General features: G+C 39.6%; 21 protein-coding genes and 1 riboswitch. Of the genes, 6 read left to right on the plus strand and 15 right to left on the minus strand.

Going from position 1 to position 26,400, the window contains the following annotated elements; genetic code table 11:
* Nucleotides 1–13 precede the first annotated feature (13 nt).
* From ACQKNS_RS01665 to ACQKNS_RS01685, 5 genes are all read right to left on the minus strand, one after another.
* Nucleotides 14–1,186 (minus strand): acyl-CoA dehydrogenase family protein, encoded by a 1,173-nt coding sequence (locus ACQKNS_RS01665; RefSeq protein ID WP_427640886.1) that lies wholly within the window; start codon nt 1,184–1,186, stop codon nt 14–16.
* A gap of 169 nt (nt 1,187–1,355) precedes the next feature.
* Nucleotides 1,356–2,261: a LysR family transcriptional regulator gene (locus ACQKNS_RS01670; protein WP_427640888.1), complete on the minus strand. Its 906-nt coding sequence runs from the start codon at nt 2,259–2,261 to the stop codon at nt 1,356–1,358.
* A gap of 118 nt (nt 2,262–2,379) precedes the next feature.
* Entirely contained in the window at nt 2,380–3,618 is a 1,239-nt protein-coding gene (locus ACQKNS_RS01675; protein ID WP_427640889.1) for an MFS transporter, read from the minus strand.
* Between the two features lie 278 nt (nt 3,619–3,896).
* Nucleotides 3,897–5,888: an alkyl/aryl-sulfatase gene (locus ACQKNS_RS01680; RefSeq protein ID WP_427640890.1), complete on the minus strand. Its 1,992-nt coding sequence runs from the start codon at nt 5,886–5,888 to the stop codon at nt 3,897–3,899.
* Nucleotides 5,889–6,267: 379 nt separating this feature from the next.
* A complete protein-coding gene (locus ACQKNS_RS01685) occupies nt 6,268–7,146 on the minus strand; it encodes a LysR family transcriptional regulator (RefSeq protein ID WP_427640891.1) in 879 nt (292 codons plus the stop codon).
* A gap of 254 nt (nt 7,147–7,400) precedes the next feature.
* Here ACQKNS_RS01685 and ACQKNS_RS01690 point away from each other — a divergent pair, with 254 nt between their 5' ends.
* Nucleotides 7,401–8,027: a chromate transporter gene (locus tag ACQKNS_RS01690; protein ID WP_427640892.1), complete on the plus strand. Its 627-nt coding sequence runs from the start codon at nt 7,401–7,403 to the stop codon at nt 8,025–8,027.
* A 50-nt stretch (nt 8,028–8,077) separates the two neighbouring features.
* Nucleotides 8,078–8,623 (plus strand): chromate transporter, encoded by a 546-nt coding sequence (locus ACQKNS_RS01695; protein ID WP_427640893.1) that lies wholly within the window; start codon nt 8,078–8,080, stop codon nt 8,621–8,623.
* A 249-nt stretch (nt 8,624–8,872) separates the two neighbouring features.
* Here ACQKNS_RS01695 and ACQKNS_RS01700 read toward each other — a convergent pair whose 3' ends face one another.
* From ACQKNS_RS01700 to hutG, 4 genes are all read right to left on the minus strand, one after another.
* Nucleotides 8,873–10,189: a Na+/H+ antiporter NhaC family protein gene (locus ACQKNS_RS01700; protein ID WP_427640894.1), complete on the minus strand. Its 1,317-nt coding sequence runs from the start codon at nt 10,187–10,189 to the stop codon at nt 8,873–8,875.
* Nucleotides 10,190–10,378: 189 nt separating this feature from the next.
* Nucleotides 10,379–10,486, minus strand: a riboswitch (SAM riboswitch).
* 281 nt (nt 10,487–10,767) lie between these two features.
* Nucleotides 10,768–11,439: an SOS response-associated peptidase gene (locus tag ACQKNS_RS01705; RefSeq protein ID WP_427640895.1), complete on the minus strand. Its 672-nt coding sequence runs from the start codon at nt 11,437–11,439 to the stop codon at nt 10,768–10,770.
* A 60-nt stretch (nt 11,440–11,499) separates the two neighbouring features.
* Nucleotides 11,500–11,655 carry a hypothetical protein gene (locus tag ACQKNS_RS01710; RefSeq protein ID WP_153246094.1) on the minus strand — a complete coding sequence of 52 codons (156 nt, stop codon included), beginning with the start codon at nt 11,653–11,655 and terminating at the stop codon, nt 11,500–11,502.
* A 214-nt stretch (nt 11,656–11,869) separates the two neighbouring features.
* The gene (gene hutG, locus ACQKNS_RS01715) at nt 11,870–12,826 is read right to left on the minus strand and encodes a formimidoylglutamase (RefSeq protein WP_427640896.1); all 957 of its coding nucleotides are present in this window, start codon (nt 12,824–12,826) and stop codon (nt 11,870–11,872) included.
* A gap of 123 nt (nt 12,827–12,949) precedes the next feature.
* Here hutG and ACQKNS_RS01720 point away from each other — a divergent pair, with 123 nt between their 5' ends.
* On the plus strand, nt 12,950–13,852 hold the full coding sequence (locus tag ACQKNS_RS01720) for a LysR family transcriptional regulator (protein WP_427640897.1): 903 nt from the start codon (nt 12,950–12,952) through the stop codon (nt 13,850–13,852).
* Nucleotides 13,853–13,996: 144 nt separating this feature from the next.
* On the opposite strand, the gene ggt is transcribed toward ACQKNS_RS01720, so the two are convergent.
* On the minus strand, nt 13,997–16,072 hold the full coding sequence (ggt, locus tag ACQKNS_RS01725) for a gamma-glutamyltransferase (RefSeq protein ID WP_427640898.1): 2,076 nt from the start codon (nt 16,070–16,072) through the stop codon (nt 13,997–13,999).
* A gap of 680 nt (nt 16,073–16,752) precedes the next feature.
* Between ggt and ACQKNS_RS01730 the strand changes: the two genes are divergently transcribed.
* A complete protein-coding gene (locus tag ACQKNS_RS01730) occupies nt 16,753–17,664 on the plus strand; it encodes a LysR family transcriptional regulator (protein ID WP_427640899.1) in 912 nt (303 codons plus the stop codon).
* A 233-nt stretch (nt 17,665–17,897) separates the two neighbouring features.
* On the opposite strand, the gene ACQKNS_RS01735 is transcribed toward ACQKNS_RS01730, so the two are convergent.
* Nucleotides 17,898–19,940, minus strand: coding sequence for a sigma-54 interaction domain-containing protein (locus tag ACQKNS_RS01735; protein ID WP_427640900.1), 2,043 nt, complete (start codon nt 19,938–19,940; stop codon nt 17,898–17,900).
* A 277-nt stretch (nt 19,941–20,217) separates the two neighbouring features.
* On the opposite strand from ACQKNS_RS01735, the gene ACQKNS_RS01740 reads away from it, so the two are divergent.
* Together ACQKNS_RS01740 and iadA are read left to right on the plus strand one after the other, a co-directional pair.
* Nucleotides 20,218–21,639 carry a YfcC family protein gene (locus tag ACQKNS_RS01740; protein WP_427640901.1) on the plus strand — a complete coding sequence of 474 codons (1,422 nt, stop codon included), beginning with the start codon at nt 20,218–20,220 and terminating at the stop codon, nt 21,637–21,639.
* A gap of 35 nt (nt 21,640–21,674) precedes the next feature.
* Complete coding sequence (gene iadA, locus ACQKNS_RS01745) at nt 21,675–22,847, plus strand: beta-aspartyl-peptidase (protein ID WP_427640902.1); 1,173 nt, start codon at nt 21,675–21,677, stop codon at nt 22,845–22,847.
* 122 nt (nt 22,848–22,969) lie between these two features.
* Here the strand turns inward: iadA and ACQKNS_RS01750 are convergent, their stop codons facing one another.
* The 4 genes from ACQKNS_RS01750 to ACQKNS_RS01765 form a co-directional block, all read right to left on the minus strand.
* Nucleotides 22,970–23,962, minus strand: coding sequence for an NAD(P)/FAD-dependent oxidoreductase (locus ACQKNS_RS01750; protein WP_427640903.1), 993 nt, complete (start codon nt 23,960–23,962; stop codon nt 22,970–22,972).
* 230 nt (nt 23,963–24,192) lie between these two features.
* Nucleotides 24,193–24,441, minus strand: coding sequence for a ferredoxin (locus ACQKNS_RS01755; RefSeq protein WP_133345650.1), 249 nt, complete (start codon nt 24,439–24,441; stop codon nt 24,193–24,195).
* Nucleotides 24,442–24,530: 89 nt separating this feature from the next.
* Nucleotides 24,531–25,325, minus strand: coding sequence for an alpha/beta fold hydrolase (locus ACQKNS_RS01760; protein ID WP_427640904.1), 795 nt, complete (start codon nt 25,323–25,325; stop codon nt 24,531–24,533).
* 238 nt (nt 25,326–25,563) lie between these two features.
* Nucleotides 25,564–26,352, minus strand: a complete 789-nt coding sequence (locus ACQKNS_RS01765) for an SDR family NAD(P)-dependent oxidoreductase (protein ID WP_427640905.1) — start codon at nt 26,350–26,352, stop codon at nt 25,564–25,566.
* Nucleotides 26,353–26,400 lie beyond the last annotated feature (48 nt).

Here is a 26,400-nt window from a genome sequence, read left to right on the forward strand (position 1 = left end):
CCCGAAAAAGGTTTTACCCTTTTAATAATGCTTTGGCAATTGTATTTTTTTGAATTTCCGAGGTTCCGCTCAGAATCCGATACATCCTTGCACTCCTGTACATTTTTTCTACAGGATGACCTTTTACCAAGCCTTTGGAGCCAAAAATTTGGATGGCCTTATCAGCCACACGGCTATTTACTTCTGAAGCAAATAGCTTTGCCATGGACGTACCGGCCCGATCCTCTTTTCCTTGATCAATTTTTTCAACCACATCATAGACCATGCACTTTGCTGCATAGATTTCCGTCGCCATTTCTGCGAGCATATGCTGAATTGCCTGAAAATCACCAATGGGCCGGCCGTGTTGGATTCGCGTTTTAGCATGCTCAATGGATAAAGTGAGAAGGTGTTGAGCCATTCCGATAAAGCCGGCCGCATGGGAAGCGCGATTTGTGTTTATTCTCTTCAATCCGAGCAGCAACCCTTTTCCTGGTTCTCCGATTATATTGGCGGCAGGCACTCGACATTGATCGAAATTCAATTCAGCATGTATGCGCTCTCCTGATAAGGGAACTTGAATTTCTCCTAGTTCGAACCCCGAATGGTTGGGAGTTTTTTTATCTACTAGGAAAGCAGTGATTCTTCCTTTATCTCCTTCCTGATATTCTTTCGCTATGACAATGGCGAAATCAGCATAGGGTGCAGCACTGATAAAATGCTTTTTTCCATTCAATATATAATCATTTCCGTCTTTAACGGCCGTTGTTTCGATAGCAAAGGCGTCAGATCCGGCATTTGGTTCTGTAAGGGCAAAGCAGCAGCCCGCTTCCCCCTTCACGACGGGCATCACATATTTTTCTATTTGCTCCGGTGTAAAGCTTTCCAACATCTGACCAATTCTTAGCGGCCCGCCAATCTCGCCGATAACCTGACCCCATAACACCGCTCCGGAACGGGCCAATTCCTCCTTGAACATGCATAATCCTTTTAAGCTAACATCTTGTCCACCATACTTTACAGGGAGGTTAATTCCGTAAAAACCCAATTCCCTTGATCGTTTTCTTGCCCATCTTATGGCTTCCATCGGGATATCCTCTTCAGCGTTCAATCCATGCTCCTGTTCATATGGAAGCAATTCATTTTGAATGAAATCCTGCAACTTTGCTTGAAGTACCTCTAATTTCTCTTCCTGCGTTGTTACCATATGTTTCCCCTTCCACTTTTTGATTTTTGTTAACTATTCAAATATTTAAAATGTTATAAAATTAATTTTAAATGTAAATAAAATTTAAGTAAAATAATGATATATGATATAAACATAAAAAAAATTGATATAAATAAAAAAAATATTAGTTCCCCTTGATCATGGGAAACTAATACTTAAGAGTAGTATAGAATTCGAGACATTTAATAAACTCCCTTGCAGCTTTTGAAAAATACTGCTTCTTAGAGCGAACATAACCGAATTCCATTGTATTATTTTCTAACTCCACCAAAGGAATGGCCACAAGTTCCCCGCTTAGGAAATAGGGGTCGCTGTTAACACCAATATCATAGGAAAAGGCAATGGCTAATCCCTCAGCGACGGTTTTTTTAATGATTTCTGTATTATTTGTAAAAAACAAAATATTCATCTCACCGTAATGATCAAAAAAACCTTTGATGAACGCCTTCATTCTTGGTCCGTTGTATACGACCAAATTTTCGTCCATCAGCTCTTGTGGGGTTATGCTTTTACGGGTAGCTATAGGGGAATTCTTACTGACCGATACAATCACTTTCGCTTCCATTAAAGGTTGAAATTCCAACTCATGTTCTTTTGGCTTAACCTTTGGAATGTTCAAGAGCCCTATGTCTATCTTATCATTCAGTACTTCTTCGGTTATCTCTTGTCCCCCTTTTTCTTCAATCACAATTTTCACCTCGGGATACTTCTTCTTAAATAAAGCCAAGGATTTAGGTAAAACCGTAAGAAATAAACCCTGTGTAGAGGATAGGCGTAACTCTTTTTCCATCGTATCTGAATGTATTTGCGCACTGTCCCTTATTTCTTCCAATTTACTTAATACTTCAAGAGCTTTCTGGATGATTTCCTTTCCGTCTTCTGTAGGTATGGTGCCTAACCGTGACCGCTTGAAGATTTTTATGCCTAATTCCTTCTCCAGACTGGTAATGGCCATGCTGATTCCAGATTGAGAGATATGGAGGCTCTCTGAAGCCGTGGAAATCGAATTTACCTCGGCCACCTTTATGATATATTCCAACTGTTCAATATTCATGGTTCATTCTCCTTCTAGCCTATTACCAATATCATACCTCGAACAGAAAGCCCTTTCAATTTTAGAGAAGAAGAATCAGGACATCTCGAACTGTCTTCTCGAAAGCAGTGTGCCGGTTTTATACAATGGTAGTCGTTTTCTCGTATTCTTTAACGGGTTGTTCCCGATTATTTTTAATAGAAACGGCAACAACAGTTCCCAATAACGCCATTATCACCAAAAACAGGAAAGCTGCATTATAGGAATCATTAAACAAACTGATAATCAAACCGAGGGCTAAAGGAGAAACCGCACCTGCAATTTGACCGGCAAAAGTTACAAGTCCGGAGGCAGAGCCCGTAAGTTCCTTTGGTGAGTATTTTATGATAATCGTATATAGAACGGTTCCAAAGAAAGACAGCGCTATGGAGTTGAGAGTGAGATAAGTGATGAAAAGTGCTATGGATGTGGCGTTAGACATTAAAAAGAGAAAAATTGCCGATAATAAAGCTCCTGCAGCAGCAAGATACTTCTCCCGGTTAGCCATATGCTTATCCAGAAGCCAACCGCTTACATTGAACATCAAGAAACCAAAAACATAAGGGATTGCCAATAAACCCCCGGCGGCTATTAAATCAACCCCTTTTTCCTTAACCAAATATATAGGCATCCAAGTGATCAGCCCATAGTTGATAACATTTGAGATAAACTTGAAAGTTATGAGTTTCCAAATGTTTTCTATCTTAAATAATAGTTTCAGAGCTACTTTTTTTTGTTTCGGGTTGTCTTTTTTAACCTCTTGAGTTCCTTGAGGCTTTAGAATGAACCAAATACCGAAAGAAATTAATATCCCTAGAACCCCAGCAATGGTAAACATGCCCCGCCAACCGAAAGTTACAACCATCGAAGCTGCAAGTGCAGTACCTAATATCCCGCCAATATTCTGGGCAGACAGGAAAAACGAATTCGCCCGGCCCCGCTCTTCTTCCGGGAAGTTATTTCTTATAGTGGACATACTGGCAGGATAGAAAGGCCCTTCCCCTAACCCGAACAGAAAACGAATGAATAATAAAGACATAAATGACCAAGCAAACCCAGACATAACAGTGAACAGGGACCAACTAAACAAAGAAACAGTAACCATTACCCTTGCTCCATATTTATCGGTCATCCATCCGCCAAGCGGTTGCATGAGTGAGTAACTAACAAAAAATATACTAATTAAAAAACCTGTCTGGGACGTATTGAGATGAAACTCATCTGCAATAGGAATAATTCCGACATTTATGGCCACGCGATCAAAAAAGCTTAAAATCATTCCAACAAATAAAAGGCCGCTGATCATTAATTTTCGCTTCTTACTTGCATACAGCTGCATTCCTCATCACTCCATCTTATATATTTTCACAAAACTTTTGAATTATAGGTGAAGCGCTTACAATTCCTTTCAAAATGCCAAAGCCTGAAAATTTACTTTTCACTTATTGATTTTTGTTCTGTGACTTTCAGGAGCGTTTCTTTCATTAAAAAACAATGAATGAATTAACGAAACTGGATGCCTACAAGATTATTTGATACATTCAAACCCACGAGACTAATAATTAGACTCGTGGGTAACCGATCCATTCCGTTTACAGAATATAATATAGTTGATTATCACGGAGTAACGATATTAACCTTTGGTTGAAATTGATCCAGCAAAGATAGGAAATCTTCAAACTGTTCTTTATCACCGGAAATGGAAACTTTACCGGCCGCTTCCATTTTGGATAAATCTTCGCGTCCTAGTGCAATTTGATAGAAGGTTATTCTATCCAGTGTTAATGTTGCATCAGCGGTGGACGCCATTTTCCCTTTCTTGAAATTCAATACAGAATTATTTAGATCCATTCTGTAATTGGTTTTCGAATCTGTAAATGTCAAATTGAATGTCATATTTTTATTTTCCGCTTTTGTTCCGTTTAATTTAATGGACAGGAATTTCATGAAATCATCCATTGGCATATTGAGCAACGTATCAAGACTCATCATTCCGCCAGTTCCCTTGGAGTCTGCCACACCATTCCTTAACTCATCTGCGCCTGTTAGATAGAAATTACGCCACACAGAAGATTCAGCTGTGTATCCTAATTGTTCATAAGCATTAGCCAGTAAATTTTTTGCTTCTTCATTTTCGGGGTTAGCCATGACCACATGCTTTAAGACTTGAGCCACCCAGCGATATTCCCCTTTTTTATAATCAAGTTTTGCCTGTTTAATAACCTTCTTTTCCCCACCCATATATTCTATATATTTAGCGCCCGATTCCTCTTGTGGTAAAGTATCCAAGTCGGATGGATTACCGTTGAAATATCCTAAATAAAAGTTATACACCGCTTTTACGTTGTGTTTCAATGTTCCGTAATACCCCCGATTGGCCCAAACTTTATCCAACTTTTCAGGAAGCTTTATCTTTTCAGCAATTTCATCAGGCGTTAGTCCTAAATTGGCTAATCGTATGGTTTGGTCATGAATATATTTATATAAATCACGCTGACTTTCCAACTGCTCCAGTACATGGTCCCTTCCCCATATGGGCCATGTATGGGCCGTAACCATAGCATCTATCTCTTCATTTCCAAACAAATCAACCGTTTCATCAAGTGCTTTCACCCATTTTAAGGTATCTCTGGTTTTAGCTCCCCTTAATGTATAAATGTTATGTAACGTGTGTCCGGTGTTTTCGGCTACCACTAACGTTTTGTAATCATCGATATAATAATGCATCTCAGATGGAGCTTCTGAATCCGGCGTCAATAAAAATTTAAATGTTATCCCGTCTACTTCCACCGTTTGAATATTATCCTTTATTTCCATTGTTGGAGGTAAATAGCTAAAAGTTCCGTTACTCAATCCCGGGCCAATACCAGAAGTAACAAATCCCCTTTCATTTGCGGGTAAAAGATTTCCGAACATATAACCTGCACGGCGAGACATTATATTGCCTAAAAGAATGTTTTCACTTAGCGCTTCATCGTTAAAACCTGCGGGAACGATAATGGGCACATTAGCTGGATTTTCAGCGTACTGAGCAATGCCTTTTATTCCACCAAAGTGATCCGCATGGCTATGACTAATAACAATGGCACTTACCGTTTTTTTGGGTCGATGTTCAAAATACAGCTCCATCGCAGCTTTGGCCGTTTCAATTGTAGAAAGTGCATCCAAAACTATTATTCCTGTTTTTCCTTCCACAATGGTAAGCACTGATAAATCCTGGCCCCGAACTTGATAAACGCCATCAACCACCTTAAATAAGCCCGTTATATTCTGTAATTGTGCTTGTCTCCACAAGCTAGGGTTTACGGTATTACTTGCCGGCTGGTCTTCTTTTATGAATGAATATCGATTACTATCCCATACTACGGCACCTTTTGAGTTTTTTATTGGATTCATATTCAAGGGTGCAATGAATCCTTTATGTGCATTCTTGAAATCTTCCTTGTCTTTAAAATTCAACTGTTCATAAAAAGCCTTATTTGCTGAAATAGTTGCATTTGTTGCCGGCATTGGCTCAACGGATGCAGCATTTGTAACACAAGATCCCGAGAGTATAGCAAAAATAATGGGAACGGAAACAATTCCTTTAATAATAGATACTTTGGACATTTCATACCCCTTTCTCGTTTGAATAGCAGATATCATGTCTATATTCCGTGTGTTGTAAAAGTAAACTTTCTCTTTTTATAGAAATTTTTAGAATAATATGAATTTATTTTATAATTAATTAGCCATTAAGTATATTTCCTATTTCTAATAGTAACTTCAATTTTATTTATATATAAACTGCTCTTTCCATACTTCGGTTAACCGTAAACTGAACATCCAACTACAAAATGCCCCTCCCGATAGAGAAGAGCTTTTATGATATTTCATGCGGTTATTCAATTTTCCATGACTTTTTCTAGGTAAGGTGGGGGCACATCGTTAACCGCGAAACCGAAAACGCTGCCAAATTGTAATGGTGAACCAAAGTGCCTTTCCTTCCTTATTGAAGAAAATGAACAAATTTAGAAACCCCTATTTTATTAAAACGATTGTTTTTCCTGACTAGCCATAAATTTCTTTTTATATCTATTCTGGAAATACCCACTTCCCGCAAATAGCCTTGCTGCAATTCCCTGGCCACTGTCAACCTTGGCAAAATGCTGATTCCAAGTCCAGCCTCAACCGCACTTTTTATCGCTTGTGTGCTACCAATCTCCATGTAGCTGTCTATTTTTTCTAAAACCCCATGCTCCCTTAACATGTTTTCTACTATAAGCCGTGTTCCTGAAATGGATTCACGCCAAATCATCCTTTCATTTCCCAATTCCTCAAGCTGAATTTCCTTTCTGTCCTTCCATGGGTGGTCAGACGGACATACCAATATCAATTCGTCCTCGGCGAACTTGTCTACAATAAAATCACTGTTTTCTACTAGTCCTTCCACCAAGGCCAAATCAATGACATCATTTGAAAGATCCTCCAGAACCCGGGGGGTATTTTTTATCGTTAATGTCACTTTTATTTCAGGCTGTTGTTTTTTAAATCTCCCAAGCAAGCTCGGCAACAAATACTCACCGATAGTCAAGGACGCCCCTACAATGAGGTTTGCATTGTACTTGCCAGTTGATTGCTGAATCACTTCTTTTGATTGGTTGAAGTCATTAACGATAGCTTTTGCAAAAGGGTATAACAACTTCCCTGCTTCTGTAACTCTCAGCCTTCCTTCCTCACGGTCGAATAACAAAGTGTTATAATAATTTTCCAATTGATGGATTTGTCTTGTTACAGCGGGTTGAGATAGGAAACTTAACCTCGCTGCCTGGCTTATGCTTCCTTCATCCACCACTAAACAAAACATTTTTAGATTTTCCAATTTCAAGAAAACGACCTCCATGTTTTTAGATAGTTTATTAAAATGATAGCATCATAAAGGTAAATGGTGAAATGAAATAAGAGTGCTGCATCCCTGAATAAGTAAGGCTGATAAATTATTGGCGACATTCTTTATAAAACGGATAAATCTTCTGGGTATAACGTTTTGTTATACCCGATGATTTTGTTGCAATTTACCCATTCCTTTTTCTTTGATATGTTAGTAATAAGATTTAATCTTAGCGGCAAAGGAAGTGACTGATGTCAATGAAAGGACAATGGAAAACTCTATTCCATTTATTTTGGACCTTTGTTAAAATAGCACCTGTCACATTCGGAGGCGGGTTTGCGATGATCCCATTAATCGAAAAAGAAGTGGTCGAAAAGAGGAAATGGATGAAAAGCGAAGAAGTTACGGATGTTTTTGCTTTATCTCAGTCCGTACCGGGAGCTGTCGCCATTAACTCCGCCACCTTTATCGGACATCGAATTGCCGGAATGAAGGGGGCAATGGCCGCTATGATCGGTGTTTCATTACCTACCTTTTTCATTGTTCTGGCCCTAGGCATTTTGTATTTTTTCATTCAGGATAATCCAAAGATAGAATCTGCATTCATATCGATCAGAGCTTCCATAGTAGCCATCATCGCCTATGCGGCTATGAAGATAGGAAAAACGGCTGTTGTAGACAAATCAACTTTATGTATTTTACTAGCAGGAATTCCAGTCCTCTTCTTTCTCCACCCTGTGATAGTAATTGTAGCAGGAGCTGTAGTCGGTATTGTGACAATCTCCATTAAGAGAAAATTAGGTTACGATGTCAAGATGGACAGAAAAGATAGAGAAGAAGAAAATGATTTCGAACCTTTCATGGGTGCTGGCATATAGGCAAATCCAAAAAAGGGATCTAACTAATTTTCAAGAAAGCGTGTGATAGAATGATGGAATTGTGGGAGTTGTTTAGCACCTTCTTCATTATCGGCTTTGTATCGTTCGGAGGCGGATACGCCATGATTCCCGTAATTGAATCGGAAGTCTCACAGCATGGATGGATGACGACGCAACAATTTACCGATATAATCGCTATTTCCGGGATGTCCCCAGGACCTGTCACAGCCAATAGTGCCATTCTCGTTGGCTATTCGACTGCTGGATTAGCAGGAGCCATAGCATCGGCTCTCGGAATCTTGTTACCTGCTATTATATTCGTGACCGTTATTGCCACCTTCTTCTGCAAATTGAACCATTATCCAGTTATTCAATCCATGTTTTATGGATTAAGACCCATTGTCACTAGTTTAATCCTCTTTGCAGCAATAAGTTTAGCACTTTCCAATCATATGATTGCACGGAGCTTTTCATGGCATACGATAAGCTTATTACTTGTTTTTGGATTATCGTTATTTGCCCTAATGAAATTACGCTGGCACCCAGCCTATGTAATTATTCTTTCTGGATTAGTTGGTGTCGTCCTCTATTCATGACAAACAATATGGACCGGAATGATCATGAAAATAATGGTTTAACATAAATTAAAGAAATACCAAACAGATGAATTGGAATTTTCAGTTCAGCTGAAGACGGCCTTGACTAGTTTCTGGACACTGAGGAACACGTATGCTGAAAAAAGCAAGGATGACTTCCTGATATTTTTTAGATGTTTCAGTATTCGTTCATACAGAAAACACCCTGTATCCAATGATTCAGGGTGTTTTTTCATTATTATCCTCTTTTTAAGAAGTCCGTTTCTTCGTTTCATCATTTCCCGGCTGAAACCGTGGATAACCAATCAAGATGGCCACTACTCCACAAAGTCCAATTAGGATTGGGTAATATGAATACGGCAAGATGCTTATCGGAGAAATCTTAGCTACCCCTGCTGCAACAAGCAGTTGTGCCCCATATGGAATTAACCCTTGGATACAACAGGCAAAAACGTCAAGTAAACTCGCCGATTTACGCGGATCAATCCCATACTTTTCAGCGATATTTTTGGCAAGCGGCCCGGCAATAATAATCGAAATCGTGTTATTTGCCGTTGAAAGGTTCGTCAAACCAACAAGCCCAGCAATGCTGAATTCCGCCCCTTTTTTGGATTTGCTATTTCGGGTCACGAGTTGGAGCAGATAATCGATGCCACCATTATGTTTGATTACAGCAACCATTCCTGCAATTAAAATGGCAAGGAAGGATATTTCATACATTCCCGCCATTCCTTCACCAACTTTTTGAATGACACCCAACAGTTGATAACTTCCATCCGCCAAGCCGATAATTCCGGCAAATACGATTCCGATGGAAAGGACCAGGAACACATTGACTCCTGCCAATGCAGTGATCAATACGCAAAGGTATGGAAGAATCTTCACCCAGTCATAAGAATTTTGGGTGATGTCGGCTTGTTCACCCATCGTTAATATTCCTAGAATGGCACATGTGATGATGGCCGCAGGTAAAACGATGAAAAAATTCACTTTGAACTTATCCTTCATTTTCGTTCCCTGTGTTCGAACTGCAGCGATTGTCGTATCCGAAATGAAGGATAGGTTATCCCCAAACATTGCACCACCAATAACGGCAGCCATTGAGAGGGCAAGCGAAATATCGGTTTGCTCGCTAATTCCCACCCCGATAGGTGCTAATGCTACAATCGTTCCCATGCTCGTCCCCATAGATAGAGAAATAAAACAAGCGATAATGAAAATCCCTACCATTAAAAGATTTTGCGGAAAAACCGCTAAGGCAAGATTCACCGTTGATTCAACCGCCCCCATGCCATTCGCAACTTCGGAAAAAGCGCCTGCTAAAAGGAAAATGATAACCATTAACATTATATTGGCGTCACCGGCACCTTTACAGAAGATATCAACTTTTTCATTTAAAGTCTCTTTCCGATTCATTGCCAATGCAGCTGCTGATGCAATGGAAATCGCTACAATTACCGGAAATGAATAAAAATCTTTAGTGATGATTCCGGACCCTATAAATAAAAATAAAAATACGACAAATGGGATCAATGCCCATGGATTCCCTTTATTGTTTGCACTCATGATGTACACCTCTTTTTATTTTTCCCATGACATGTGTCACAGCTTTTATTTTTCAACAGTTATCACAAATAACACCAATTCGATTTTGATTCTCAAGTCATGGAGCTATAGTTAACAAAACTGTCAGCATAAAAAAGACCCCTTCTATTAAACAACAAGAAGAGGTCTTTTAATTTATAAAAAACACCCTCCTTATCTTTCAGGCAAGAATCAGCCTGCTGGATTTGGCACAGCACTCCTATTAAGTCCGCTGCCGAGACATCTTCGGGCCAGTCCCTCCGTCTCTCTTGATAAGAAGATCAAAATTATATATTTATCAAATAATACGATACCTGCCAGAAAAGTGCCAGGCTGGAAATTTACCGAAACCAAACTGAGTTTGTGAAAGTGACATCGAAGTAGTTTTGAAAAGCAAATATAAGAGTACAGCATTTTGCCTATTTTCGCAAGGTTTAGTTTTAAACTTTTTCACATGCACTTCTTACCTATTAATAAGTGATCTTGACTTAATCAGTACAATGAGTTTTCTGTGATTTTTATCGGGACGGAATTAATATAAAAAGAGGTCTAATGACCTCTCAGCAAATTTGTTGTATTAAGTTAGGTGAATTATTTTTAGTCGAGTTCACATCAGTTGATACCTCAAAAGCTTCCATTTGTTCCGAATCGAATGACTTTAAATATTGTTGCAGATATGCAGGATCATTAATGGATGGATTCAACCAATCTTTTTCATCTTCTGGTTTAAGGATGACAGGCATACGATCATGAATGCTGGTCATCAGCTCATTAGGAACGGTTGTTATGACGGAGCACGAGTAGATGCTGAGGCCTTCAGGAGATTTCCAGGATTCCCATATCCCGGCCATTCCAAATGGAGCATGATTCTTCAGTTTTATCCGCATCGGTATTTTTCTTTCTGGTGTCTTCCTCCATTCATAAAATGAGTCAGCGATTATCAAGCATCTCTTCTTCTTATACGCATTCTTGAAGCTTGCTTTCTCTGCAATGGTTTCCGCTCTGGCATTGATCATTTTATAGCCCACTTTTTCATCTTTTGCCCAGAAAGGAATGAGTCCCCACCGAAGATATCCAAGTCGGTTCCTTGCCCCGTCATTAATGACCGATAGCACGGATTGGGAGGGAGCAATATTGTAGCTGAATTGGTATTCCTCATCAAATGATCCTTGTACATCGAACCGATCTTTTATTTCCTCAATGCCAGTGAAAAGGGTGAAACGTCCACACATAATATCGCCTACCGTATTAAGATTTATTACAGTGTAACAAATGGAATAGGAAGCCACAAATCAGCGTTCCAAAATCCTGATGTCGGTAAATGGCTGATTAAATAATTCGCTGGAAATCAAAAGGGTGCCTAGGACTTCTCTTTCATCTTCAGCTTTAATGATTTCCGATAAAATTAAGGTACTGCCATTCCTTACCGTTACTTTATATTCATTCATGGAATCCCCCCTCTAAAGGCTAGATGGTTGTTATTATAAACTAAAAACTTATAAGTATCAGTATTGAACTTTGGCAGAGTCATGGCTACTCCTTTAATTGGTCTAGGCAGCGTAAAAAAGACTGTCCATGAAATGGACAGTCAGGCGCCGGAAACGGGTTTCCTCTTCAATACTGATAATTGATTATGGAGATGGCATTGAGAAAAGCCATAAATTATTTAAAATGCAATAAAACCTCATTTATTAAATGTGCTGCCAATGTAACGGTTTTATTATTTTCGTCCAACGAAGGATTCACTTCCGAGATATCAAAGGAGAGGATCTTTTCATTCGATACGATATGCCTGATAATGGCACGGACCAATTTCGGATTCAGTCCAAACGGCGATGGAGCACTTACCCCAGGTGCATAGGCTGAATCAATAACGTCCGTACATAATGTAAGAATAATGTAGTCATTTTCCTTGGCGAATTCATTTATCCGCCGCTTAGTTTCATCCATTTCTTCCAATGATAAATCTTCTTCCAAGATGTGGTCAACCTTACTTCTCTCGGCCGTTTCAAACAGTGCCTTCGTATTCCCCTGCTTCTGAATTCCGATACATAAATAGCCACAGCTTTGATCTTCGTCCAAAATCTGCTTAAACATCGTTCCTGATGAACTTTCTTGTTCATAAGGCCTCATATCAAAGTGAGCGTCAATATTAATGATTCCCAATCTAGCTTTTGGTCCAATGTATTTCCTAATACCAAGATAATGGCCATACAAGGTTTCGTGCCCTCCCCCAAGTATGATAGGAATCGATTTACTCTCCAATATCCGGGTAACAGCCGACCCCAGTTGGGATTGGGCGGCCTCCATCTCTGTACCTTCACATATTACATCACCAGCATCCACCAGTTCGGTTTGGGAAGGTAAATGACAGGGTAATTTTGCCAATGACTGTCGAATATGATCAGGACCCTCTGCAGCACCAATCCTGCCTTTATTCCTTTTGACGCCTTCATCGCATTTGAAGCCGATCAATCCAAAGGTCCTTGATGCATTGGAAAGGGTGGCTAATTCCGAAATCGGTGCCAAGCGTACTCTTTGGTGGTATCTGAAGCTGTCCATGTCAGATTGGGAATCAATTCTTCCATCCCAATACTTTAAAGTTGGATTAGTATACATAATTTCTCCTTTATTTAAAAAATTCCGAAATATCTTTTTTTAAAATTATAATTGAGATAATATATAATTACCAATACAAAATTTCAATATATCTATAGTTTAAAGCTATAGAAAGGAGAATAAATGGATCTTCGTCAACTTCGATACTTCACTACCATTGTCCGGGAAAAGAATTTCTCAAAAGCGGCAAAAATGCTGCATTTATCACAACCTTCCCTAAGTAATGCCATAATGAAATTAGAAAATGAAGTTGGTTTTCAGCTTTTGGAACGCAATACAAGGGGGCTTGAGCTTACGGAAGCAGGGGGGATTTTTTATACGAGATCTGTTGATCTGTTAAGAAGATTCGAAAATATGCAAGTGGAGCTTATGGAAATGAAGGATGTTGGAAGCGGAACCGTATCAATAGGTTCCATCGAATCATTCAAATTTTGGTTCCCGAAGATAATCAGGAATTTTAAAATCAATTATCCTAATGTTCATTTAAAAGTCAGGGAAATATTAGGGGAAGAGAAGGTTTTCGATTCATTAAATCGGTATAATGTTCATTTCACCATCACGAACCAGCCCATCAACAACGATGAAATTCTGTCCACTCCCCTTTATAATGAAAGATTCATGCTTTTGATCCATAAAGATGACGAGTTAAACGAAAAAGAGTCCGTCACTTTCCAAGACATAGCAAAGAAAGAATTGATCATCAGTACAACTGGATTTCAAACGAGTGACGATATCTTAAGAGCATTTAAGGATGAAAATGCAATTCCCAATATCCTTTACGAAATAGAAAGGCTAGAAACGGCTTGCAGTTTGGTTGAAGCAGGGCTTGGGGTTACAATTTTACCGGAGAACTATATAAGATCCGCTGCCCCCCCCAATACTGCAATCCGCGCGATCGATTCGAATTATTTGGAAAGGACTGTTTACCTGGCTTATTTGAAAGATCGATATCTGTCTCCTGCAGTATGTAGGTTAATCAAGGACATACATAGCTTTTTTAAGAGCGATGTCAGGAACGATGACTAAAAAAATACGATAATGCAAAAAAACATCCCCCTTTTATGCACATCGTACAAGGGGAATGTTTGATTTAATTTCTCTAGCCATTTTCCTTGGTTTCCTTAATAACGCCTTGCTAGAGGAATTTCAAAAAAAATCGTCATGGTAAAATTAATTCGTGACACTGCCATCATCGTCTGTATCTTCAATATCCGCCGGATCTTTTTCCAATAGTGCCTCTTTTTCTTTTTCCTTCCATTTTGCTTTATACCCTAATGATTGCGCTACTCTTAACACAGGTAGATACGATTTTTTATCCGGTTTAAATGTTTCCAAGTCCCCTGTTCCAATTGCACCCAAACCAAGTAACAATTTGTCTGATTGGATATAGGGTTTTTCATCTATCAGTTTCATTTGTTCAGCTGTATAAGGATAAACGGCTCCATTCACTTTTAAGGTAAACGGTCCCTTTTTTTCTTCCTTTATTTCTTTTGGCTTTTTCGATTTATAGGAAACATTATACACTCCTTGAACAGTTCCTTCTCTCGTATTATCGGCTCCTCCATACATTTTCCCCTTTTCATAATCATAAATAACAGCTTGCACATTTCCGATATGCTGGGGTTTTTCTTCATAAACATGGCCTTTTGCCATTAACTCCAACCTTGTATTTTGTTCAATTCCCGGTTCCCATCTAACTGTCGGATATCCAGCAGAATAAATACGTGGCGCTAATATGGCATCTTGAATTAGCATTTTATGATCAAGCACGTTCATAATCGTTTCAGATACAGATGCTATTATCGTCGCTCCCCCTGGTGAACCAATGGCCATGAATGGATTGCCATCTTTTAATACGAAGGTCGGGGACATACTGCTTCTTGGTCTTTTTCCTGGTTCCACCTGGTTAACTCCACCCGGTGTTGCATCAAAATCTGTCATTTCATTATTTAGCATGAATCCATAATCAGGTACCATGATACCTGATCCGAATACTTGCTCGATTGTAGTCGTATAAGCAACCATATTTCCCCATTTATCCATTACTGAAAAATGGGTTGTTTGACCGATCGGTGTTTTCTCCTCTTTTACCTGCTTCATTGAAACGGGTTCTTTACCCTCATACTTCCATGGATCGCCTGCTTTGACTTCAGCTGTTGATCTATTTGGATTGATGAGTTTTCGTCTTTCTTTAATATAGTCTTCATCCAAAAGTCCTTTTGTAGGTATATCATAAAAATCTTCATCTGCCATATAGGCAGCCCGATCGGCAAAAGCGAGATGCATGGCTTCCGTGAGATAATGAAGGTACTCAGGTGTGTTCGCCCCCATCTTTTGTACATCGAATCCTTCCATAAGCTCCAGGATTTGTAGAACGGTCAAACTGCCTGAGCTTGGTGAAGCTGCCCCTACCACTTCAAATCCCCTATATTCCGATTTAATCGGCTCTCTTTCTTTCACCTGATAGTTTCGCAAATCCTCAGTCGTCATCGTTCCTTCACGCTTTTGAACTTCTTTGGTAAGCGCTTTCCCAATTTCACCTTTATAAAAAGCCTTGGAACCTTGTTTTCTTATTAACTTAAAAGTCTTTGCAAGATCTGGCTGAACGAGGGTGTCCCCCTCTTCCAATGGCTTTCCGTCTGGAACAAAAACTTTTGCTGCCGCTTGGTTATTTTTAAGCTTTGTAACATTTTCATCGATATATTGTGCTGTTGCCCAATTGACTTTTACCCCTTGTTCAGCTTGTTTAATGGCCGGGCCTATGACCTGTGATAATTTCAATGTTCCATATTTCTCAAGAGACGTCTCTACGCCCATCAGAGTTCCAGGAACAGCAACCGCTTTACCAGATGTGTGCCGCTTACTAAAAGGAATAGGTTTTCCCTTTTCATCTAAAAAAAGTTCAGGCGTAACATTTTGCGGTGCCATTTCGCGATTTTCAATCATCGTTATTTTATTTTCCTTTTTATTATAAATCATGATAAAACCACCGCCACCGATACCAGACATCATTGGTTCAACTACATTCAACGATAATTGAATGGCTGCTGCTGCATCGACTGCGTTTCCACCTTGTTTTAATATCTTTATGCCCGCTTCAGCTGCTAACGGGTGGGAAACTGATACGATTCCTTTTGTTGCTCCCTTTCCCATTGACCCATCCACTCCAGGGACACTTGCAAAAGCTGGTGTGATCATACAAAAGAAACTGAAAGTAACTAAAATAAAACTTTTTAAAAATTTCATGAATTAGTCTCCTTTCAAAAATAAAACAAATTGGGTTTTACCATAAGTCAACTGAATTTACGAGCAAATGACTATACTTCTGCAAATAGGGATATGCTGGTCGACCTCTATAATTGCAGCCTGCACATTCCCGGCCCTCTTTGGTGTTTCACTTCAAAATATCACCCCCCGATTGCCGCGATAATACCTCTTAACATCAAAATCATGAGCAAACACTTATGAATTTTTTTATAAAACTCCATCACATGTGTTATCATCAACTGCAAAAAATTATAATGTTATTATTCTACCAACCACCTTATTTTCCTTTTTTTCACAAAGTCAGGTGCACACTTCGAAAGCACTAGTCATCCATGAAAAAGCCTTATATAAATCAAAACAACAAGCATAAATGTGTAATAACACCTATTAAAAACAAGATAAATCAGTGATTTTATAGGGAATTTTTACCTTTTATTACCTTTTCTTCCTTTCTTTAAGGATAATATTGACTCTTCCAATTTAGAAATATATTATTGTTATAAACTTATAAGACAATGTTATAAAATCAACATCCTAGCAATCCTATCCTTTAATCTTTATTTCCTGCTTTTGTTAGAGAGGGAATTAAAAGTCCACCCTTTCTTTTACCATCCGGTTTTAGCCTTGTTTTTTCAAATCCAACTGAAGTGGGTGATTGTTTGAATTTCCTATCCCTCCGCTATTTCATAGAGGTTTCTAACCATCTTAGTTTCAGTGAGGCTTCAAAAACTCTGCATATATCCCAGCCCGGACTTAGTCAACAGATTTTATCCCTTGAAAAACAATTAGGCTTTAAACTATTGAATCGAACGACAAGAAAAATTACATTGACGGAAGAAGGGGAGTACATCTATAAAAAACTAGCTCCTTCCTTTGAAGATATTGAGAAAACAGTGAATTACATAGTTGAAAATAAAGCCATCCCCAAGCCTAAACTGAAGATTGCTACCGTCCCTTCTGCAGCTAGTATATATATCCCGAAATTGTTGAAAAAGATCGTGGGGGAATACCCGGATACAGAATTTTATGTGCATGAAACAACATCTTCAAGGGCTGTAAAACTCTTAAACCATCAAAATTATCACATCGGTTTCATCCGAACGCCCATTCACAGTAACATCATTGCCAATGAAGGATTAAGTATGATTGAATTCATGAGGTTTCCTTTACAATTAGTCGTCTCCATTGATCATCCACTAGCACAAAAAGATGCTATACATTTATACGAAGCAAAAGATGAACCTTTTATCCATTATGATGCCGTTCATGCACATTCCCTTCAATTCCTTTTGGAAAAGGCTTGTCTGACTGCTGGGTTTTCACCTAAAGAATTATGTAAAGGCTCAGAATTACTGACGATCGCCAATCTAATATCCAATAACTTAGGCGTAGCCCTTATGCCGGAAGATATGGTGAGTTTATTGGGAAAACGCCAAGTCAAAGCCTTGAACATCGATAACTCGGAATTATCAAGTTCCATATCTGCTGTTTGGAAAAACACGGATGAATCAAATCTGACTAAGCATATTTTGAATACGTTAAAAAATGACCATGCTTTTAGCAATATATGAGTATCTTGTTTAAAAAACCTGAAGCGACCCGGGATGAAAAAGGGTCAATTAGAATAAGAACCATACTAATCGGTATAAAAAAAGCCCCATTTCTCTTGTGGCACTGAGAAATGGGGCTTTTTTTATGGGATAATTTCAACTCTTAAACTTCTAATTCGAGATGTGGCGGGAATCTACTTTAACTTATTAAAGTTAAAATAGCAAACTCTCCATAGTGGCAGTGACAAATTATATCAATGCATAGCCTGCTTTGACTTAAGAAAATATAAATACTCCATACCCTCTGGGGTGATCTTAGTGCCGGCCCTTCCCCTGCCTTTGACGACAAATCCTTCGATTTCTAAAATATCCAGACGGCGGCGGATTTGCTGAGGGGACAAGACAAAGTTCGATTCTTGACTCTTACTAGAAATAAGTTCTCTGCTTGCCGCTTTTCCTTTATCATTGTATTGCTTTATTACTTCCAGGATGAAAGTGCGCTCCTGAATTTCCAGCATACTTTCACAGACGGGATAATCTGCCGTAACACTTTCTTCCGCATGCCCGTGCATGAACGGAAGATCACTTTTCGTCACGACAGTCCCCTCACATATCGTCAGCATGTAATCAATCGTGCTTTTAAGTTCCCTTATGTTGCCGGGCCATTCATATTGCATGAAATATTCCAGAACGTCTTGCTCTACTTTTACCCACTTCCCGCTTTTTGTGATGAGATGCTTTATCAAAAGTGGAATGTCCGCTCTTCTCTCTTTTAGTGACGGTATGTAAAGGTTAAGTACATTCAGTCGGTAAAACAAGTCTGTTCTGAATGTACCGTCCCGCATCTTTTCATGAAGATTTTTATTCGTCGCGGTGATCACCCTAACATTTATGGGAATGATTCTCTTGCCGCCAATTCTGCGGATTTCACCCTCCTGAAGAACTCGAAGCAGATGGGATTGAACTGTGAGACTTATGTCACCAATTTCATCCAAAAAGATCGTCCCGTTATCCGCCATTTCAAACAGTCCTTTCCTGCCTCCCCTTTGTGCTCCTGTAAATGTCCCTTCTTCGTATCCAAACAATTCACTTTCAAGTAAAGTCTCTGTTAAAGCACTGCAGTTGACCGCTAGAAACGGCCCGTTCTTTCGCAATGAATGCTCATGGATCGCATGAGCAAACAGCTCTTTTCCTGTTCCGGTCTCTCCCTGAATCAAAATCGGATGCTCAGACAGGGCAAGCTTCTTGGCAATCTGCTTACGCTCTTTCATCACTTCATTCTCGCCAATAATATCTTCAAAGCAGTATTTTGAATAAAAGCCTTGATTTCGCATCTCTCTTTGTGCAGTCTTTTCTATTTCGAAAGCTTGATGTACACTTTTGAAGGTTGCGACGATTGTATTTTCTTTCATCATTTGCAAGCGAAAAATCACGACATCCACTCCGTCAATATTGAAGAACTTGCTTTCATCAATACTTCCCATGATGAAATCGATAATATCCCGGCGATTCAATACATGCTTCAGATACTTATTAACCACATCTTTTGCATCAACATGGAACAATGCAGCAAGCTGGTTATTGAATACCGTTATCAGCCCTTCCTCGTTAACGACCAATATGCCGTCATCGACAGTCCCCAACACATTTTGGATATGATCGCTCATTTGCTTGGCATCTCGCTCTGCATATAACAGCTTACGTTGTAATTCAATGATATTGCTAATATACCTTTCTGAAATCTTCGAGGATATATCCTTATGTAAACCACAGCATTCTACAACTTCCAAAATTGTTGTTATATCAAAAAGACGAACCCCTATATCGATCACTTCTTTTATGTAAGAGGGACATAGGTGAGTTTCTCCTGGTGAAACGGCTATTTGGACATTCTCATAAAATAATATCCCCTTCCTGAATGGGATAAATTGAACATGATCAACACCAAGCTGATATAGGGATTCAATAAGGTTCATAGTTGCATCGTCATCATCATTCACCAAAAGAACTGCCGAACCATCCGGTATTCTTAATAGCTTGTCAATGTATTCATGATTAACAGTTCTCTTTCCCACGATTATTTTCTCGGTATTTATGCTATATTTTCCCTCTTTCTTATCATAGGCGGCATCTGATGAAAACAAGATAATTCCATCTTCCAGAGAACGAGGTATTCCCTCATCGGTTGAATGGCTTTTGATATGCACGTAGTCTCCAAGCAGTTGTTCCAGTTGCTCCTGCAAGGCTTCCTTTGTTTTTGAGCTTCCCGCTATAAGTGTAAGTGAAGATTTTGACATAAAACACCTACCTATCTTTAATTGGTACTATTATATCACCAAAAAGAACCAATAAAGACCTAAAACTTCAATTCACCCATTAAGTTTTCATAAAAAACAATTACCCCGTATTGGCACAGATTTTGCATATATTGAAATTGACATTGACGTGCCAATGGTTTTGAAAAGGAGGAAAACAGCAGAATACTAGAAAAACAGATGAAAGGTGATAGGCCGGCAATATTTTGTAAATCTATTAGTTTCGTGCACTTATTTTAAATTCAAAGGAGAGACACTTATGAGCCGAATAGAAGAGAAAGCTGTTTTGCTTGAAACATCGGGGAAAAAAGAGATAAAAATCAATGTTTTTGTATTGCTGCTCTGCATTCTCGCCATATCAACTCTATTTACTTACATTTTGCCGGCCGGGGAATATACACGGGTCGAAGCGGATGGACGGACAACTGTTGACGCCACTTCTTTTAAATGGATGGAATCTGCACCGGTGGAATTTTTCGATATGATAAAAGCTATTCACACAGGAATGGTTGAAGCCGGCAATATCATCTTTTTCTTATTGATTATCGGAGGGTTTTTCGGTGTTTTAAGAGCAACAGGGACGGTTGATGTGCTTATCGCCACAATGGCTCGGAAGTTGGCGACACGTGAAAAGCTATTAATTCCTGTCGTGATGCTGTTTTTTGCTGCAGGCGGTTCCTTAATGGGAATGGCGGAAGAAACACTAGCATATCTTCCTCTTATCATTCCACTGGCGTTGGCTCTCGGATTCGATACAATTACAGGCACCGCCATCGTCATTGTTGGAGCATTGTCGGGGTTCACGACTGCCATCATGAATCCATTCACAGTAGGACTTGCGCAAGGAATTGCTGAATTGCCGATGTTCTCAGGAATAGGATTGCGCCTTATTTTATTCATTATCGTCTACCTCGTTTCCGTTCTTTATATCCATCGTTACGCAATGAAGGTAAAGAAAAATCCTTCCATCGGAATCTATGGAAAATATACAAAAGAAGAATCGAAAAAACTGCTGCAATCAAGTGTGAAGTTAACAGCGAGACATAAGTTCATCTTAGGCAGTTTCTTAATTAACTATATCGTCTTGGCGTTTGGAGTCATTAAGTTCCAATGGTACATGACAGAAATCGCTGCCTTATTCATTATATTGACAATTGTCATTGGAATTATCGGAAAATTGTCTGCGGATCACATCGTCAGCTCTTTTACCAATGGATCTGCAGCCTTGCTGGGCGGTGCGTTGATCATTGGCGTATCCCGAGCCATTCTTGTTGTATTGAATGAGGGACATATCGTCGACCCTATGCTCCATCAAATATCTGAAGCCATTCAGCATATTCCGGCCTATTTAAGCGTTGCTGGCATGTACAGCTTCCAAACTCTCATTCATTTTATTCTAGCTTCCGGAACCGGTCATGCGATGTTGACCATGCCAATTATGGTTCCGCTCGCAGACTTATTGGATATTACACGCCAAACTGCAGTGTTGTCTTTCTCTTTTGCGGATGGAATTGGAAATATGATTTTCCCGACCGCTACCACCTTGATGGCGAGCTTGGCAATTGCAGGCATACCATGGACAAAATGGGCGAAGTGGATTCTGCCCCTGGTACTCATTCACTATCTCATCGGATTAATAGCCGTCATCATGGCTCACTTCATCGGATATGGCCCATTCTGATAAAAACACGAATTAATTACAGGAGGAGAAACACATTGCTTACTTTAATCAAAAATGGCGAGATATACTCACCCAATTACTTAGGACGGAAAGACGTTTTGATCACAAATGATAAAATTGCATACATCGATGACAGAATCGAAATTCCTGACAACTTTGCTCCTATTCATATCATTGATGCGGCCAATCTTTTAGTTGTTCCAGGTTTCATAGATTCACATGTTCATATTATTGGCGGAGGCGGTGAGGGAGGATTCAAAACCCGCACCCCTGAACTGATGCTTACGGATATTACGACTTCCGGCATTACAACGCTGGTCGGCCTGCTCGGTACGGACGGAACTACGCGTAGAATGGAAAGCCTGCTCGCCAAGGCCCGGGCGCTTGAAGAAGAGGGTATTTCCTGTTTCATTCATACAGGTTCCTACCAAGTGCCAGTAAAAACATTGACAGGTAAAATCGAAGATGACCTTATTTTCATCGACAAAATCATCGGTGTCGGGGAGATTGCCATTTCCGACCATAGATCATCGGAACCCACTTTTGAAGAATTGACCAAAATCGCCGCAGCGGCACGCAACGGCGGTATTCTGTCAGGAAAAGCAGGTATATTAGAAGTTCATGTAGGAGACGGAGATGGCGGGCTCTCGTTGTTACATTCAATTGCTGATATAACCAACATTCCGATTCGGCAGCTCCATCCGACACATATCAACCGAAATGAGGAATTATTCAAGGCGGGAATTGATTACGCTAAGCGCGGCGGGTATGTAGACTTTACAACAAGCACCATACCTCAGTTTCTGGATGATGGCGAAGTGAAGTGCAGCATTGCCTTACGGAAGATGCTTGAAGAAGGGATACCAGTCGGACACATAACCTTCTCTTCAGACGGACAGGCCAGCCTTCCGTTTTTCAACATCCACGGGGAGTATGCGGGCCTTCAAGTGGGAAAAGTATCTTCGCTATTTCAAGAAGTGCGTGATTCTGTTTTAGAAGAAGGAATCCCCCTTGAAACGGCACTGAAGGTCATCACCACGAATCCTGCCCAAGTGCTGAAACTATCAAATAAGGGCAGTATCCAAACCGGGAAGGATGCGGATATCGTACTATTACAAAAGGAAACTTTGGCAATTAGCACTGTAATGGCAAGAGGACAAGTTATGGTAGAAAAAGGTATTCCTTTGATAAAAGGAACATTTGAATGAGTTATTAATATTGGGAACCTTTAACGGGGCGTTACTTTGACCAAACTAAAAAGTCGAATTCCTAACCGTGAAGGAATTCGACTTTTTTTCAGTCATCTTAGCCTGTCCCTTATGCTGAACTATCAACCAAATAAGGAAGTGCTATGCAATGGCTGAACTTTCGCCATGGGATCAATATAAGCTTTGGCATTATTAACTGCCGTAGGACCTTCACCAAATCCCGAAGCAATTAATTTAACCTTTCCATCATACGTACAAATATCCCCGGCAGCGTAAATGCCTGAAATGTTTGTTTCTTGTTTGGAATTAACGATGATTGCATTTTTATGGATGTTCAGACCCCATTCTTTAATCGCTCCAAGAGAAGAGACAAAGCCATAATTAATAATTAAATCATCAACATCAACCACTTCTTTTTGTTGAGTCTTTGTCTGTTCTAAAACAATCTGAGTAATTTGATCTGCTCCAACCAGTTCGGTGGGAATATATGGTGTTTTGACCTCAACAGAGGAATTCACCAATTTTTCTACACTATGTTCATGGGCCCGGAATTTATCTCTCCTATGTATCAATGTTACCTTTTCTGCAATCGGCTCTAACATGAGGGCCCAATCAACAGCAGAATCCCCACCGCCTAGGATCGCCACTTTTCTTCCTTTAAATCGGTTCATATCATTCACGAAATAATGCAAATTCTTATTTTCGAACTGTGTTGAATCTTCCAATTCAAGTTTACGGGGTTGAAAGGCACCATTTCCAGCAGTAATGATCACTGATTTAGAATAATGAGTATCGAGGTTTGTGGTGATCTTAAATGTTCCATCTTCTTGCTTTTCCATCTGTTCAACTGCTTCTTCAAGACAAATTGTCGGTTCGAATACTTTCATTTGTTCTTTTAAATTCTCTATCAATTCCTGTGCCCTTACTTTTGGAAATCCAGCAATATCATAAATGAATTTTTCGGGATAAAGAGCCGAAAGCTGTCCTCCCAATTGAGGAAGACTTTCAAGAATTTTAACCTTTGCTTGCCTCATTCCGCCATAGAACGCAGTAAACAAACCAACTGGGCCGCCGCCAATAATTGTTATGTCATAGACCTTTTTATCTTCTGTCAATGTAATCACTCCTTGTTTTTCTAGGTTGGTTGTTCATAATGTACGTAATCTACAGGTTGTAAGGGATTGACTTGTAATGTTTATACAAGCGGTACTTCCTTTTCCCCTACTAATAATGATGGATTAGATCGTTAAATATCCACCCTTTCAAACTAGTGACGTCAATTCCCCCAGTTTCAAAATCTTTCTATCTATTATCAGAACAAACGCCCTCATTGAATATATAAATATCATTCAAATTTATTAGGGTTCCCATCAAAGGATACTTGAGCCACTTTTATAGAATCGGTTGGACAGCCTTCTGAAGCATCTATCATATCTTCCTCGAGTTCTTCAGGTATGATCGCTGCCCCGACATTATTATCCAATATAACAAACGCAATTCCTTCTTCATCGTAATCATAAATATCCGGAGCCGAAGCACCACAGGCTCCGCATGCAATACAAGTTTCTTTATCCACGATTGTATAATTAGCCATTTTTACTATCCATTCCCCTCTATAACCTAAAACCTGTTTTTTTACTAAGGCATTTATAGAAACCTTAAACAATCGAATTCGTTTTTTGCTTACTCAATATCGTTCAAAAATCCCAAAATGCTTGAATTAAACTTTTCAGGGTTTTCCTGGTAACACAAGTGACCGCCTTCTGGAATTATCACTAGCCGGGAGTTTATTAACCTTTCATGAATGGCTTCCGACTCCTTTATAGGAGTTACAGTATCCAACTCACCACAAATCACGAGAACAGGTACAACTATATGGGATAACGAATTCATTTGATTTAGATGATAAAGTGAATACGCTACCGAACGATATCCTGCTGGTCTTATCTGTGTCATAATCTCTTTTACTCGTGCATGGACTTTTTCTGAAGCATGGGGAGAAAGCAATGCTTGTATCCTCTTCTCAGCTATCTCCTCAGTAGATAGGTTTTCAATTGAAAATAAACGATTTTTCAATTTCGTCTGGTTCTCTTCTGGGGTTAGAGCAGCAGCCCCTCTTGTAGAATCGGCTAATATTAGTTTATTAATCTTATCCGGGTACAGACTACAATACTCTATCGCAATTGCCGCTCCCATTGAATGGCCGAGCAGATGGATTTTTTCCAAATTTAGCTGATCCACCATACCGTTCAGAATACGCGCAAATTCTTTAAAATTTCTAAATTCTTCTGCTGGATCTGAACTTTTCCCATAACCCGGGGCATCCCATGCAATGACTGTATATTGCTCCTTTAATTCCTGGATCTGTTCCTTCCAGGACTGTGAATTATTGCTCATACCATGCAATAATACTAACGGTTCCCCCTTGCCTTCCATTTCATAATGTATACGTAAATCTTCGACTTTTACATATGGCATACTATCAGTCCCCCTTATTTGTTTTTGGCATAAACTTTAACAATGTTTAGGATAGCTGAAATAACTTGAAATATATTTCTTAAAATAGCAAATGATCTACTAAATTAACATTTTTCCCGGAAATAGCTTTCTTTTTGTTTGATAAAGAAAGTGGTTCCTTTTTCTTGAGGGTAAGCAGAAAAATGCCTTCCATTCCCGTTTTACAACTTAACTAATACAGTATTCAAAACTCTGCCAGTTAGCCAAGTCCTCGCACTGACAATCCGCCGTCGCTGGAAATGATTTCACCTGTGATCGCGCGTGATTCGTCAGAAGCTAACAGTACATACGCCGCAACGTGATCTTCCGGCATCTGGGCAAGTTGAAGAATGTTACGCTTTTTAATGCTGCTTGCTTTCGTATCATTATCCACGATTTTCACAAATGGACGCAGCGGCGGAATCACCGTGAGTGCTGTCAATGTCCCCCCTGGGGCTACCGCATTTACCCGGATGGAAGGAGATAGTTCGAACGCAAGCTGGCGCATCAAACCAATTTGGGCGTGTTTACTCGCTGTGTACCAAACACCGCCGCCATCTGGATAAAAACTTGCACCGGACACGGTAAAAATAATATTGCCATTTGTTTTTTTCAGTTCTTCAAGAGCGGCTTTCGCTCCGAAAAAAGAGCCTTTTACGTTAATATCGAGAAGGAAATCATACGCTTCGGAAAGCGCCTCAGGAGTCACATCGGCAAATTTGGCAAATCCATCGAACACGCCGGCATTCGCAACGAAAACATCCAACTTTCCGAATTGCTCAACAGTAGCTCGGACCGCTTGCTCATTGTCTTCGTATTTGCTTACATCTCCTTGATAAGTAAGGATATTTTCACCAAATTCTTCTTTCATTTTCGCTAACGTGTCTATAGAGCGGCCGATAATGCTCACTTTTGCTCCTTCTTGTATAAAACGGCGTGTGACAGCTTCTCCTATTCCAGAAGCTCCCCCTGTAATCAAGACGACTTTATCTTTTAAGGCCATGCCCATTGTCTCCACCCCTTCTTTTATCTTTCAACCGTGATGAACGGTTATCCA

The sequence above is a fragment of the Peribacillus sp. NPDC094092 genome (assembly GCF_050279365.1).
Lineage (GTDB): Bacteria > Bacillota > Bacilli > Bacillales > DSM-1321 > Peribacillus.

Coding starts and splice junctions, on each gene's coding strand:
- ACQKNS_RS01665 (WP_427640886.1), bottom strand. CDS start 1,186: ATGGTAACAACGCAGGAAGAGAAATTAGAGGTACTTCAAGCAAAGTTG.
- ACQKNS_RS01670 (WP_427640888.1), bottom strand. CDS start 2,261: ATGAATATTGAACAGTTGGAATATATCATAAAGGTGGCCGAGGTAAAT.
- ACQKNS_RS01675 (WP_427640889.1), bottom strand. CDS start 3,618: ATGCAGCTGTATGCAAGTAAGAAGCGAAAATTAATGATCAGCGGCCTT.
- ACQKNS_RS01680 (WP_427640890.1), bottom strand. CDS start 5,888: ATGTCCAAAGTATCTATTATTAAAGGAATTGTTTCCGTTCCCATTATT.
- ACQKNS_RS01690 (WP_427640892.1), top strand. CDS start 7,401: ATGTCAATGAAAGGACAATGGAAAACTCTATTCCATTTATTTTGGACC.
- ACQKNS_RS01695 (WP_427640893.1), top strand. CDS start 8,078: ATGATGGAATTGTGGGAGTTGTTTAGCACCTTCTTCATTATCGGCTTT.
- ACQKNS_RS01700 (WP_427640894.1), bottom strand. CDS start 10,189: ATGAGTGCAAACAATAAAGGGAATCCATGGGCATTGATCCCATTTGTC.
- ACQKNS_RS01705 (WP_427640895.1), bottom strand. CDS start 11,439: ATGTGTGGACGTTTCACCCTTTTCACTGGCATTGAGGAAATAAAAGAT.
- ACQKNS_RS01710 (WP_153246094.1), bottom strand. CDS start 11,655: ATGAATGAATATAAAGTAACGGTAAGGAATGGCAGTACCTTAATTTTA.
- hutG (WP_427640896.1), bottom strand. CDS start 12,826: ATGTATACTAATCCAACTTTAAAGTATTGGGATGGAAGAATTGATTCC.
- ACQKNS_RS01720 (WP_427640897.1), top strand. CDS start 12,950: ATGGATCTTCGTCAACTTCGATACTTCACTACCATTGTCCGGGAAAAG.
- ggt (WP_427640898.1), bottom strand. CDS start 16,072: ATGAAATTTTTAAAAAGTTTTATTTTAGTTACTTTCAGTTTCTTTTGT.
- ACQKNS_RS01735 (WP_427640900.1), bottom strand. CDS start 19,940: ATGTCAAAATCTTCACTTACACTTATAGCGGGAAGCTCAAAAACAAAG.
- ACQKNS_RS01740 (WP_427640901.1), top strand. CDS start 20,218: ATGAGCCGAATAGAAGAGAAAGCTGTTTTGCTTGAAACATCGGGGAAA.
- ACQKNS_RS01755 (WP_133345650.1), bottom strand. CDS start 24,441: ATGGCTAATTATACAATCGTGGATAAAGAAACTTGTATTGCATGCGGA.
- ACQKNS_RS01760 (WP_427640904.1), bottom strand. CDS start 25,325: ATGCCATATGTAAAAGTCGAAGATTTACGTATACATTATGAAATGGAA.
- ACQKNS_RS01765 (WP_427640905.1), bottom strand. CDS start 26,352: ATGGGCATGGCCTTAAAAGATAAAGTCGTCTTGATTACAGGGGGAGCT.